The sequence below is a fragment of the Streptomyces sp. NPDC001220 genome (assembly GCF_053597895.1).
The window spans coordinates 300,671-313,002 of the sequence record NZ_JBSFJE010000009.1 but is presented as its reverse complement, the minus strand read 5'-3'; the positions used below and the strand labels follow the sequence as shown (position 1 = coordinate 313,002).

At 73.2% G+C, this 12,332-nt stretch carries 10 protein-coding genes; 1 reads left to right on the top strand and 9 read right to left on the bottom strand.

The window, feature by feature from the left end; translation table 11 throughout:
* Positions 1-35: 35 nt before the first annotated feature.
* Genes ACWDGI_RS23165 through ACWDGI_RS23125 form a run of 9 tightly spaced genes read right to left on the bottom strand, consistent with a single transcriptional unit; the run spans position 36 to position 11,219 of the window.
* Entirely contained in the window at positions 36-1,067 is a 1,032-nt protein-coding gene (locus ACWDGI_RS23165; RefSeq protein WP_450761847.1) for a dihydrodipicolinate synthase family protein, read from the bottom strand.
* The gene (locus ACWDGI_RS23160) at positions 1,067-2,683 is read right to left on the bottom strand and encodes an FAD-dependent oxidoreductase (RefSeq protein ID WP_450761845.1); all 1,617 of its coding nucleotides are present in this window, start codon (positions 2,681-2,683) and stop codon (positions 1,067-1,069) included. The genes ACWDGI_RS23165 and ACWDGI_RS23160 overlap by 1 nt, the downstream gene beginning before the upstream one ends.
* Complete coding sequence (locus ACWDGI_RS23155; RefSeq protein ID WP_450761843.1) at positions 2,680-4,875, bottom strand: MGH1-like glycoside hydrolase domain-containing protein; 2,196 nt, start codon at positions 4,873-4,875, stop codon at positions 2,680-2,682. The genes ACWDGI_RS23160 and ACWDGI_RS23155 overlap by 4 nt, the downstream gene beginning before the upstream one ends.
* Complete coding sequence (locus ACWDGI_RS23150) at positions 4,872-5,708, bottom strand: ATP-binding cassette domain-containing protein (protein WP_450761841.1); 837 nt, start codon at positions 5,706-5,708, stop codon at positions 4,872-4,874. Before ACWDGI_RS23150 ends, ACWDGI_RS23155 begins: the two co-directional genes overlap by 4 nt.
* Positions 5,705-6,739, bottom strand: a complete 1,035-nt coding sequence (locus ACWDGI_RS23145) for an ABC transporter ATP-binding protein (RefSeq protein WP_450761839.1) — start codon at positions 6,737-6,739, stop codon at positions 5,705-5,707. Before ACWDGI_RS23145 ends, ACWDGI_RS23150 begins: the two co-directional genes overlap by 4 nt.
* Entirely contained in the window at positions 6,736-8,268 is a 1,533-nt protein-coding gene (locus ACWDGI_RS23140; protein WP_450761837.1) for an ABC transporter substrate-binding protein, read from the bottom strand. Before ACWDGI_RS23140 ends, ACWDGI_RS23145 begins: the two co-directional genes overlap by 4 nt.
* 49 nt (positions 8,269-8,317) lie before the next feature.
* Positions 8,318-9,199, bottom strand: coding sequence for an ABC transporter permease (locus ACWDGI_RS23135; RefSeq protein ID WP_450761835.1), 882 nt, complete (start codon positions 9,197-9,199; stop codon positions 8,318-8,320).
* Positions 9,199-10,116: an ABC transporter permease gene (locus ACWDGI_RS23130; RefSeq protein WP_450762002.1), complete on the bottom strand. Its 918-nt coding sequence runs from the start codon at positions 10,114-10,116 to the stop codon at positions 9,199-9,201. The genes ACWDGI_RS23135 and ACWDGI_RS23130 overlap by 1 nt, the downstream gene beginning before the upstream one ends.
* Positions 10,117-10,121: 5 nt before the next feature.
* Entirely contained in the window at positions 10,122-11,219 is a 1,098-nt protein-coding gene (locus ACWDGI_RS23125; RefSeq protein ID WP_450762000.1) for a LacI family DNA-binding transcriptional regulator, read from the bottom strand.
* Positions 11,220-11,465: 246 nt separating this feature from the next.
* Between ACWDGI_RS23125 and ACWDGI_RS23120 the strand changes: the two genes are divergently transcribed.
* Entirely contained in the window at positions 11,466-12,332 is an 867-nt protein-coding gene (locus tag ACWDGI_RS23120) for a phytanoyl-CoA dioxygenase family protein (RefSeq protein WP_450761833.1), read from the top strand.

Here is a 12,332-nt window from a genome sequence, read left to right as displayed (position 1 = left end):
GGCGGGTACCGGTCGGGAGCGGGGAGGGTGCGGGATCAGGCGCGTATGAGATGTGCGTCGATCGGCGCGAGCAGGTCGAGCAGGGCCTGTCGTTCCTCGTCGGAGCACGGGGTGAAGGGGGCCGCGACATGCGGCGGGCACAGCCCCCGTGCGGCGAGGACGGCCTTCACCGCCGGCACTCCCGGTCGTACGGTGTGCAGCGCCAGCACCCGGTCGAGCAGCTGCTGCGCGCGGCGCGCGTCACCGTCCCGGCCGTCGCGGTGGGCCCGGAACAGCTCCACGGCGGCGCCCGGCGCCAGGTTGGCCACCCCGGGGACCACCCCGTCGGCCCCGAGGCGCAGCGCGTCCAGTGCCTGCCGCTCCGCGCCCTGGCCGACCCCGAAGTCGTCGCGCCGCCGGGCCGCGGTGAGGGCGTGGCCGAACAGCGCGGGGTCGCCCGAGCTGTCCTTGATGCCCACGAGGTGGGCGAGGCCGGTCAGTTCGTCGAGCAGGGCGGGGGTGAGCGGGTTGCTGTAGCGGGGGGCGTTGTAGGCGACGACGGGAACGCCGAGGCCGGCCAGGGCCGCGTAGTGGGCGACGATCTCGTCGTGCCGGTGGTGGAAGTAGACCGGCGGGCTCAGCACCAGCGCGTCCGGTGCGGCGGGCAGAACGGCCTCCGCCCGTGCCAGCGCCCCGGCGGTGCCGGGTGCGGTGACGTTGATCAGCACCGGGCCGCCGTCGACCAGTTGGCGCCAGCGTCTGGCGACCCCCACGGCGAACTCGCCCAGTTCCGCCGTGGGGAGCAGCGGGCCCTCGCCGTTGCTGCCGAAGAGCATGACGCCGCGGGCGCCTGCCGCGGCCAGTGCGCCTAGCAGGGCGTCGGCCGCCGCGGCCGAGGGCCGCCCTGGCCGGTCCATCGGTGTGACCAAGGGGACGGTGACGCCGGTCAGGAGCGCGCGGCCGTCGAGCTGCCGTCGGTCGTCTGCGGCGCCGTGGGGGCTGGCCGCGCAGTTCCCCGCGCCCCTGTGGGGCGCTTCACTCAGGTCGACCTGTCTTTCCCTCTCTGTGTTCCTTTCCTGGTCGCCCATCAGTACCCCCTGACCTCGGGCCAGGCCAGTTCGACTCCGGCGTGGGTGAGTTCGGTCTGGAAGCGGCTCAGCAACTCGGCGTCCTCGTACACCTGGTCGGCCTCCAGGCGGTTGTCGAGGCAGTGTGCCGCCAGTGATCCGGCCGCCTCGCCGATGTTCCACTCGACGGGGTGCAGGCGGTAGCAGCCGTTGGTGATGTGGGTGGTGCCGATGTTCTTGCACACCGGCAGGAGATTGCGCAGCCGTACGGGGAGCAGGGCGCCCAGCGGGATCTGGAAGGGGCTGCTGGCGACGTCGATGTAGGTGTCGCCGCCGGTGGAGGGGTGCAGGTCGATCCGGTACATCCCGATGCCGACGGAGTCCGGGTGGCGCACCGCGCCCCGCTCGCCCCGGACGGCCAGGGACAGGTCCTGTTCGACGATCCGGCGCCGGGCCACGATCCGCCGGGACTCCCGGATGTACGGGGCCTTCGCCAGCCCGTCGGCCGTACCGAACACGTCGCCGCGCAGTCGGAGTCCCGGCCAGCCGGTGCCGCCGTCGGGGCGGGGTGCCTCGGTCTGCAGCCAGTAGAGCATGCTCATGCTCAGCTCACGGGCCCCCGCCAGATGCCGGTCCCGCTCCTTGTCGTCCACCCCGATCAGCGGCCCGGGCAGGTAGTCGATCATGGGCCAGTTGACGATGGTCACATCGCTCGCCGCGAAGCCCGGCCGGTACAGCTTCCGGGAGACCACCCGGCGGAACTCCCACAGCTCCTTGTCCCCCGCGTCCTTGCCCTGGTCGGCGACGACCGGCCCCGCCGCATCGGCGTTCGGCGTGAAGCCGCGCTCCACGGTCTCCAGCGTCCTCGGGTCGGGCGCGCTCAGGCTCAGCAGCCGGTTCGGCCACCGCGGGGGGCGGTAGGCGGCCCAGGCGTCGTAACCGGCCGGGCGGTCGACGGTGTGGTCCTGCCCGGCCAGATGGTCGACGGCGAACACCCAGGAGAACGCCTGCATGTTGGCCGGCTGAGCCTCCTCCGGCGCGCTCGGCTCCCCGGTGTCCCGACGCGACTCGAAGCCCGTCACGTGCTCGGCGCCGGTCAGCGGCAGCAGGTCGCCGAGTTCCGTCGCGTCCAGGACGTACGGCGCCGACACCTCGACCCCGGCCCCGTCCGGGCCCTCGACCAGCACGGACCGCACCCGGTCGCCGGCCACGGAGGCGGCCACCGGCCGGTATCCGTACAGGATCCGCAGCCGGCCGGCCGCCACATAGGGCGCGACCATGGCCTCCAGTACGGCGGCGGCCACCCTCGGCTCGTGGCAGAGCGCGCTGACCCGCCCCTCACCCGGGTTGAGATACCGGCGCCGCCTGGCCTCCTCGGTGAGCGGATACCACCTGCGGTAGTGGTCGCGGATCGCCTCGCGCAGCGCCCGGTAGGTGCGGGTGGCGCCGAACTGCTCGATCCAGGTGTGCTCGTCGGGCGGTACGCCCTGGCTGGTGAGCTGACCGCCGATCCAATCGGTCTCCTCGGTGAGCAGGACCGACCGCCCCCGGTCGAGGGCGGCCAGCGCGGCGGCCACCCCACCGAGGCCCCCGCCCACCACGAGGATGTCCGCGGCCGCCGACGTCTCCGCGCTCATGTCCCGCTCCCGTCCTGTACGTCACGCCCGCGGTCCGGGCCGAACACGAAGCTCCGGGGTGCGCCCCGCACGTCCACCGGCACGGGCGGGCCACCGCCCGGCGGGGCGACCAGGACGTCGCCGACACCCTCCGCGGTCCCGCTCACCCGGTCGCCGGTCAGCCGGTAGCCGCGTACGACGACCCCGGGCGCCATGTCGAGCAGCACCCGTCCGTCGAGGCCGACGGTGAGCCGGTCGGCCGCCCGGACGTCCAGGCGGCCCTCACCGAGCGGCAGGTTGCACAGCTCGGCGGGCTCGCCCGGGTGCGCGAACCGCCAGCCGTCGGTCCGCGCGTCGGCCAGCTCGCCGAAGGCCAGATAGGCCAGCAGCCCGCCCCAGGCCATCAGCCCGTCCGACCGCTTCTGGAGGCCTGTCAGGTTCTCGCCCGCCACGGCCGGATAGTTCTCCCTGACATGCCCGTACTCCCGCCATTCGTCGAGGAAGAGCCGCAGCAGGGCCCCGACCACCGGCCGGCTCAACTCGGTGAGTTCGTACCGCCGTAGCCCGCGTACCGCGAGATAGGCCATCGGCGCCCAGATCCGGCCGCGCCAGTAGGTGGCGGCGAAACCCGGGTCGTTGCGCGCCACACTGGGCAACGGGCGCTCCCCGCCCAGTACTTCTGGCCGGAGCAGGTCGGCGGCCATGGCCGCCGCACGGTCGGCGTCCGGCAACCCGCCGAGCAGCGCGTACAGCATGGTCGGCGAGACATGCGGATCGTGCGCACCCGCTGCCGTGAGATTGCGGTAACCGCCGCGCTCCTGGTCCCACAGCAGCCGGTCGGCGTCCGCCCTGGCCGTGGCGGCCTCGGCGCGCAGCCGGTCGGCCGTCGCACCGTCTCCCAGGATGCCGGCGATCTCCGCCAGGGCCTCGGCGTCGGCGATGTGCAGGGCGTTCAGGCCGACGTCGGCGAGATCCATGGTGTGGGTCGCCGGGTCGTAGCGGGCCTCGTCGTACATCGGCGAATCGTCCAGTCCCGACTCCCGCTTGGCCCGGTCCAGGGTCGCCGACGCGGGGTCGTCCGGGACCGGGTCGGAACCCCAGGCGAGCAGCCCGTGCGGTCCGCGCCGGGCCCGGGGCCACCAGTCGTGCCAGGCCAGCAGCGCCGGGAAGGTGTCGGCGAGGAGGGTCGTGTCGCGGGTCCCGGGCGACAGGCCGCCCGCCAGGTAGGCCTGGTGGACCGTGACTGCGCCCACCGGCGGCTGCGACCGGTCGTCGGTGCGGCCCCGCTCGTCCGAGATCCGGTTCGGGATCATCCCGGCCGCGTCCGCGTACGGGAGGATCTGCCCGAAGATGCCGCGCGCGTAGTCCCGGTCGACCGCGGAGGCGGCGAGGCCGGTGAAGAAGGTGTCCCAGGCGTGCAGGGCCCAGGTGCCGTAGAAGCCGTTGCGCTCGGCGCAGACGAAGTCCCGCGAGGTGGGGGTCAGGACGCGGCCGATGTCCGGGGCGTAGACGGTGTTCCAGGTGACGGCCCTGGTCAGGGCGTCGGCGGCGGGGCCCAGCCAGCCGGTGGAACAGAGCCGGGTCCGGTCGGCGGCGGCGCGGTGGGCCGCGAGGCGCCCCGCTGTGGGCGCCGTGATGTTCTGCCGTCGGTCGGCTGCCGCGCCGTTGTGGCTGGTCGCGCGGTTCCCCGCGCCTCTGAGGGGCGCCGATGTGGCCGAGGTGATCCGTAGATCTACGGCACCTTCGCCCGCCTCGGTGTCGAATGCCAGCGTCAGCGCCCCCGCCGGGCCCTCGATCCTGCGGGCCGGCGCCGAGACGGAGACGGTCCAACGGGTGCCGCCCGCGCGGACGGTGGTCGTCAGGCCCGTCGGCTCCTCGACGGCGTCCAGGCCCTCCACCGACAGGACGATCAGGCCCGTGCTCTCGGCGCGGGCGTCCAGCACGTCCCCCGGGCCGCCCGCGAAGGCCAGGCGCAGGCGGTGGCCGGCCGCGCGTACCGTCACCTCGGCGTAGCTGCCGTCCACGGTGTGCGGGCCCAGGCGGTCGAGGCCGTCGCGCCAGGTGAAGCCGTCGAGGACCGGGCCGTCGGGGCCCAGGAGGCCGAACCGCACCCGTGGGCCGCTCGGCAGCCTGCTCATACCCGTGTGCGTACGGACGTCCCAGGTGTTCCAGCCGGTCGGCGCCGGAGTCACCGCGGCGGGCCTCTCGCTCATACGACCGCCTTGTCGTCGGCGGTGCCGTCGCCGGGCACCGAGTCGTCCAGGTCCAGGGCCGCGTCCAGCAGGGCCCTGGTGTACGCGTGCCGTGGCGCGGTCAGCACCTCGGCGGTCCGGCCCTCCTCCACGAGGACGCCCCGGTGCATCACCGCCACCCGGTCGGCGATCTGGTGCACCACCCCCAGGTCGTGGGAGATGAACAGCATCGCGAGCCGGTGCCTGCCCCGCAGGTCCACCAGCAGCCGCAGGATCTGGGCCTGCACCGACACGTCGAGCGCCGACACCGCCTCGTCGCAGACCAGCAGCCGGGGCCGTACCGCCAGCGCTCTGGCGATGCTGACCCGCTGGCACTGGCCGCCCGACAGGTCGCCCGCGCGCCGCGAGGCCACCTCGGGGTCGAGCCCCATGTCGGCGAGGAGCCGGTGCAGGGCTTCGGTGCGGTCGCCGTCGGGCGCGGTGACCGGATGGGTGCGCCACACCTCGGCGATGATCGCGGCGACCGTCATCCGCGGGTTCAGGGAGGAACGCGGGTCCTGGAAGACCATCTGCACCGCGCGCTGCAACTCGGGGGGCCTGCGTCCCGCGCGGCCGAGCGGCCGGCCGTCGAAGGCGATCGTCCCGGCGCCGGGCCGCAGCAGTCCGGCCACGCACCGGGCCACGGTCGTCTTGCCGGAGCCGGACTCGCCGACCAGGCCGAGTGTCTCCTCGGGTGCGACCGACAGGCTCACCCCGTCGACGGCGACCAGGCCGCCCCGGCGGCCCGGCCCCCGCCCGCCGTAACTGACGCGCAGATCACGCACATCGAGGAGTGGGGCCTCACTCGTGCTCACGAACCCAGCACCTCCTTGGCGAAGTGGCAGGCGCTCCGGCGGCCCGGCGCCACCTCCCGCACCTCCGGTACTTCGGCGCGGCAGCGGGCGCGGGCGAGCGGGCAGCGTGGGTGGAAGGCGCAGCCGGCCGGCCGGTTTCCCGGTGTCGCCGGGGCGCCCGGCAGCGGGTCGGCGAGGGCGGTGCGGGTCCTGACGGCGGGCACGCTGCGGACCAGGGCGGCGGTGTAGGGGTGGGCGGGGCGCCGCAGCGCGTCGCGGGCGGGGCCGCGCTCGCAGACCCGCCCCGCGTACATGACCACGACCTGCTCGGCCACGTGCGACACGACCCTCAGGTCGTGGCTGACCAGCAGCATCGACAGGCCGTCCGCCGTCCGGATGTCGGCGAGCAGCCGCAGGATCCGGGACTGCACGGTGACGTCGAGCGCGGTGGTGGGCTCGTCGGCGAGCAGCAGGGTGGGCCGGCCCGCCAACGCCATGGCGATCATGGCGCGTTGGCGCAGGCCGCCGGAGAGTTCGTGCGGGTAGGCGCGCATCCGGCGCTCCGGGTCCGGCACACCGGCCCGGCCGAGGAGTTCGACGACCCGGCGGGTCACCTCGGCGCGCGGCAGCCGGTCACGACGGGGGATCTCGCCGACCTGGCGGCCGATCCGCTGGGTCGGGTTGAGCGCGGCGAGCGGGTCCTGGAAGATCATCGCGATCTCCCGGCCGCGCACGGCCCGGCGCCGGGCCGGGTCGGCGGCGATCAGGTCCTCGCCGTGCCAGAGCAGCCGGCCCGCCAGGGTGGCGCCCTCGGGCGGCAGGCCCAGGACCGCGAGCGCGGTCATGGTCTTTCCGCTGCCCGACTCGCCGATCAGCCCGACGGTGGTGGCGCGTGGCACGTCGAAGGAGACGCCGTCCACCGCGCGTACCCGGGTGCCGTGCGGGCCGGGCAGTTCCACCACCAGGTCGTCGACGCGCAGCGGCGGCCCGTCGGTCGCGGGCGGGGCCGGTGCGGCGGCCCCGCGTTCGGGTGCGGTTCCGGCGGGGGTCACGAGCCGTCGGTCCGTACGCCGGCGAAGTCCGGCAGGCCGCTGGCGTCGGGGACGAAGCCCTTGAGGTCGCTGTTCCACGCGTAGGCGATGCTGACCGACATCGGGTACATGCCGACGGCGTCCCGCCAGATGATCTGGCTCGCCCGGCCGTAGAGGTCGGTGCGCTTCTGTTTGTCGGCCGTCGCGCCCGCCGACGCCAGCAGTCCGTCCAGCTGCTTGTTGCAGTAGCCCATCCGGTTGGCGGCGCAGGTGTAGAGGCGGCCGAGGTTGCTGGCCGCGTCGTAGCTGGGGGTGGCCAGCTGCTGGAAGTTGATGTCCCACTTGAGGGCGATCAGGTCCTCGGTGAAGGTGGCCTGCTCCTTCTCCAGCGGGTCCGCCTGCACGCCGGCCTTCCGCAGGTCGGAGACGACGGCCTGGATGAAGGGCCGGAACTCGTCGTTGGCGAACTGGAGCCGCAGCTTCTTGGAGAAGTCGAAGCCCGCGGCGGTGAGCGCGGCCTTGGCGGCGGCCGGGTCGTAGGCCACCGGCGACTGCGGTACGTGGCCGAGGACGACGCCGGTCACGGGCGCGTCGGCCGGCTCGCCGGTCTCCGGATACAGCTTGGCGATGATGGTCCTGAAGTCGACCGCCTGCCAGATCGCCCTGCGTACCTTCGCGTCCTTGAGGGCGGGGGTCGAGGAGTTGAACCACATGGTGAACTCGGCGCTGCTCGGCACCGTCCGCACGGTCAGGTCCTTGTCGCCCTTCAGCGCGGCGAGCTGGTCGTCGGGGATGCCCCAGACGACGTCCACCTCGCCGGTGCGCAGCGCGGTCAGGCGTGACGACAGGTCGGGGACGTTGCGCACGGTGACCTGGTGGAGCGCGGGCTTCGTGCCCCGGTACTTCTTGTTGGGCACCAGGACCAGCGACTGGCCCGGGGTGAACCCGTCGACGGTGAACGGGCCCGATCCCACGGGGTGGTTGAAGAAGGCGGTGTCCTCCTTGCCGACGCCGGAGGGGATGACGTAGAAGGTGCCGAGCTTGCCCGGGACGGACGCGTCGGGCGCCGGGCTCCTGAGGACCACCTCGGTGGGGGAGACCTTGGTCATGGTGTAGCCGGGGAAGTTGCCGGCGTTGGGGCCGTTCAGGGTGATCATCCGCTGGAACGACGCGACCACGTCGTCGGCGTCGAGCGGGGAGCCGTCGGAGAAGGTCACGCCGGAGCGCAGCGTGAACGTCCACTGCGTGACGTCCCTGTTGGGCTTCCAGGAGCTGGCGAGGTCGCCCTTGAGGGTGCCGTCCGCGGTGGGCTTCACCAGTCGGCTGAAGATCTCCTGGGCGGCCAGCTGGGTCCCGGTGGAGGCGCCCTGGGCGCCGTGCGGGTCCAGGCTCTCGATCGGGTAGGTGCCCGCGACCGTCACGTCGCCCGAGGCCCCGCCCCCGTTGCCGCCGGAGGCCGTCGAGCAGGCGGCGAGGAGGGCCGCGCCCGCCGTGCAGGTGGTGGCGAGCCGGATCAGCCGGCTCCGCCCGTACGCACGCGTCTTGGTCATGGAGGTGCTCCTGTCTGGGAACGAGAGCGGTGCGCGAAGTCCGGGAAGTTCAGTCGGAGCGGCCCCGCCCGTAGCGGGCGGTGAGCTGGTCGCCGAGGATGCCGACGTTGACGATCAGGAAGGACAGGGCGATGCCGGGCAGGGTGGATATCCACCACTGCGTTTCCAGGTACTCCTTGCCGTTGGCGATGGTCTGCCCCCAGGACACGGTCGACAGGGGCAGCCCGATGCCGAGGAAGCTGAGACCGGCCTCCGCCAGCACCACCAGCGCGAACTCGAGGGTGGCGAGGGCCACGACCGGCCCCGCCGTGAACGGGAGGACGTGCCGGGTGAGGATCTTCCGGCCCGGCACCCCCAGCACCCGGGCCGCGTCGACCCAGGGCCGCTCCCTGAGGGAGAGCGCGACACCGCGGGTGACCCGGGCGAAGGTGATCCAGCCGGTCGCCGAGAGCGCGAGGACGACCAGCAGGACGCTGCGCTCGAAGGCGCCCGCGATCACGATCGCCAGCAGGATCGCCGGAAACGCCAGCAGGATGTCGAAGACCCGGGCGAGTACGGCGTCCACGGCACCGCGGAAGTAACCGGCGACGGCACCGAGGAGGACCCCGACGAGGCAGGAGAGGGCGACCGTGGACACGCCGATCAGCACCGACGTCCTGGCCCCGTAGACGATCTGGGCCAGCAGGTCGCGGCCGAGCCCGTCGGTGCCCAGCCAGGCCGTGCCCCCGGTGGAGGTCCGGGAGCCGGGGGAGAGCAGCCGGTCGTCCAGGGACGTGTGCACCGGGTCGTAGTGGATCAGCGGCGGTCCCACGGCGGCGACCAGCAGGTAGCAGCCGACGACCACGGCGGGGATCCGGGAGAGCGGCCCGCGGCGCCGCGCCCGCGGCGGGGCCGCCGGCAGCGTCTCGGGGGCGGTGGCGAGGTCGGCCATCAGACGGCTCCCGTCCGGATCCGCGGGTCCAGCTGGGCGATCAGCAGGTCGGCCACCAGGTTGAGGACGACGACGATGCCGGCGACCAGGAGGGTGGCGCCCTGGACGACGGCGTAGTCGCGGTTGGCCACCGCGTCCACCACCAGCGAGCCGAGGCCGGGCCAGGCGAAGACGTTCTCGACGATCACGGCGCCGCCGACCAGCGCCCCGACCTGGACGCCCACCACGGTCACCACCGGGATCAGCGAGTTGCGCAGGGCGTGCCCGAGCAGCACCTGACGTCCGGTCAGTCCCTTGGAGAGCGCGGTCTGGATGTAGCCCTCGCGCATCGTCTCCGCGAGGCTGGTCCGGGTCAGCCGGGCGATGATCGCGATGAACGGGAACGAGAGGGTGACGGCCGGCAGCACCAGATGCTGGGGCGTGCCGGAGCCGGAACTGGGCAGCAGGCGCAGGCCCAGGGCGAAGACCAGCACGAGCATGATGCCGATCCAGAACGTGGGGAACGACTGGAGGGCGATCGTGCAGGCCGACACCACCCGGTCCACCACGCCGCCCGGCCGTCCGCCGGCCAGCATGCCCAGCGTCAGCCCCACGATCACCGCGATCACGGTGGCCGTCAGCGTGAGGTCGATGGTGGCGGGCAGCCGGTCGAGGACCGCGTCCATGGCGGGCCTGCCGAGCCGGTGCGACTCGCCGAAGTCGAGGCGGGAGACGTCGCCGAGGTAGCTCAGGTACTGCGCGCCGAGCGGCCGGTCCAGTCCGAGCGAGGCGCGCAGGCTGTCGATCTGGCTCTGGTCGGCGTCGGGTCCGAGCAGCACGGTCGCGGGGTCGCCGGGCGCGGCCCGGACGATGAGGAAGATCAGCGAGGCGGCGCCCCACATCACGAAGACGCCGACGAGCAGCCGGTGCACGATCATCCGGATCACGCGCCGGGCCTCCCGTCGGTAGGGGCCGGTCCGATCGAGTCGCCGGGCACGAACGCGCAGGGCACCGTCAGCTGTCGTGGCTCGCAGGTCTCCTGGTCGAGGAGTTCGATCAGCAGCCGCACGGCCTCACCCGCCATCTGCGCGCGGGGCAGGGAGAACCGGGTCCAGTTCCGTAACTCCGGTGTCCAGGACGGCGGATCGCCCAGCAGGGCCAGTGAGCAGTCCGCCGGGAACCGGATGCGCTCCGTGCCGGCCATCGTCGCCAGCGCCTCGGTGAGCCGGTTGTCCTCGGCCGGCTCGACCAGCAGCGCGGTGATCCCGAGCCCGCCGATCCAGTCCTCGACGTGTTCGACCGTCAGGTCCGCCGGGTCGGCCAGGCTCCGGATCAGCGCCTCGTCCAGGTCGAGACCGGCCTCGGCGAGCCCGCGCCGGTATCCCTCCTCGCGGTCCCGGGTGGGCTCGCTGTCCTCCAGGGCCCGCAGATACAGGATCCGCCGGTGGCCGAGAAGCGCCAGTTCGGCGACGAGTGCCGCGGTCGCGGAGACGTAGTCGGCGGCCACGTAGGAGAGTTCACCGTCGTCCACCTCGCGGCGGCCGACGAAGACGAAGGGGAAGTCCTCCCGGACCAGGGCGGAGAGTTCCTCGCGGCGGACGTTCCGGCCGAGCAGCACACAACCGTCCGCGATCTTCAGCCGGTTGGCGCCGCCGACGTAGATCGACCGCTCGGCCGCCGAAGGACCGGATCCGCCCCCGCCGGAACAGAACAGCAGCAGGTCGTATCCCTGCCGGGCCGTCTCCGCCTCCACGCCGAGCAGAAAGGGATAGTAGAAATCGCGCTGGTCGGTCGGGAAGACCGACTCGAACGTGTACAGCCCGAGCAGCCGATTCCGGCCGCCTTTCAGACTGCGTGCGGCGACATTGGCCGCGTAGCCCAGTTCCTCGGCCGCCGCCAGCACGGCCCGGCGGGTCGGTTCCGCGATCTGCGCACTGGCCGCACCGCCGCTGATCACCAGTGACACCGTCGCCTGGGAGACGCCGGCGTGCCGGGCGATGTCCCGCTGGGTGGAGCGTCTACGCCGTTCGGGAGGGACCATGAGCACCCCCGGTTAATACGTATTAACAGGTGCCGAGTGACGCTACTCGGGCGTCGCGAAACACGTCAAGACGCGTGAACTCCCTTTGCCGGGACCGTTTCCCGCGCATTTCGATCAGGCCGGGTGACAGGATTCGCCATCCTCGTGCGCGGGCGAGCCATGGCAGGCGGGCGGGCCGTTCAGGAACATCGGGATCACGGCCGTTCTCCGTCGTGCCGCCGGCGCTCCGGCAGGAAAGGGAATGCGATGACCGTCCGGGCCACCGTGGAAGATGATCTCGCCGCCCGCTTCGACCGGGACGGTTACGCCGTGCTGCCGGGCGCCCTGACACCGGACGAGGTGGCGGAGCTGCGCGCGGAGACCGTACGCATCTGCCGTGGCGAACGGGGCGCCGTCGAGGGGGCGCCGGTGCCGGTGGCGGGCGAGAGCGACGACGACACCGTGCGCCGGTTCCTGTGCGTGCACTATCCGCACAAGCTGTCGGCGCTCATGCTCGACACCATGCGCCATCCCGCCGTCGTCGGGCCGCTGACCGAGGTGATCGGACCCGACGTCAAGTCGATGCAGTCGATGCTGTTCGTCAAGTCCGAGGGCAGGCCGGGCCAGGCGTGGCACCAGGACGAGATGTTCATCCCCACCCGGGACCGGTCCCTGACCGCCGCCTGGCTCGCCCTGGACGACGCCACCGTCGACAACGGCTGCCTGTGGGTGCTGCCGGGCTCGCACCGGCCCGGCGTCATCTACCCCAACCGCGAGCACGACGACGCCCGTTACGACTGCACGGTCCAGTCCTACGGCTTCCCGTACGACGAGACGGACGCCGTACCCGTCGAGATCGCCGCCGGATCGGTACTGCTCTTCAACGGCTACCTGCTGCACAAGTCGCTGCCCAACACCGGCCGGCGGGGCTTCCGGCGAGCCCTGGTCAACCACTACATGAGCGCCTCGTCGCTGCTTCCCTGGGCGCCCCCCGACGCCGGAACACCGATGGCCCAGGCCGACTTCCGGGACGTCGTGCTGGTCGCCGGGAGCGACCCGTACGCCTACAAGGGCACCACCGGCATCCGCACCCCCCGGGTACGCCGCGACCGGTCCGGGGGCTGCGACCGGTGA

Excerpts from the sequence above, each read along its gene's own strand:
- ACWDGI_RS23165 (WP_450761847.1), bottom strand. The coding sequence starts at position 1,067 with ATGGGCGACCAGGAAAGGAACACAGAGAGGGAAAGACAGGTCGACCTG.
- ACWDGI_RS23160 (WP_450761845.1), bottom strand. The coding sequence starts at position 2,683 with ATGAGCGCGGAGACGTCGGCGGCCGCGGACATCCTCGTGGTGGGCGGG.
- ACWDGI_RS23155 (WP_450761843.1), bottom strand. The coding sequence starts at position 4,875 with ATGAGCGAGAGGCCCGCCGCGGTGACTCCGGCGCCGACCGGCTGGAAC.
- ACWDGI_RS23140 (WP_450761837.1), bottom strand. The coding sequence starts at position 8,268 with ATGACCAAGACGCGTGCGTACGGGCGGAGCCGGCTGATCCGGCTCGCC.
- ACWDGI_RS23135 (WP_450761835.1), bottom strand. The coding sequence starts at position 9,199 with ATGGCCGACCTCGCCACCGCCCCCGAGACGCTGCCGGCGGCCCCGCCG.
- ACWDGI_RS23130 (WP_450762002.1), bottom strand. The coding sequence starts at position 10,116 with ATGATCGTGCACCGGCTGCTCGTCGGCGTCTTCGTGATGTGGGGCGCC.
- ACWDGI_RS23125 (WP_450762000.1), bottom strand. The coding sequence starts at position 11,219 with ATGGTCCCTCCCGAACGGCGTAGACGCTCCACCCAGCGGGACATCGCC.
- ACWDGI_RS23120 (WP_450761833.1), top strand. The coding sequence starts at position 11,466 with ATGACCGTCCGGGCCACCGTGGAAGATGATCTCGCCGCCCGCTTCGAC.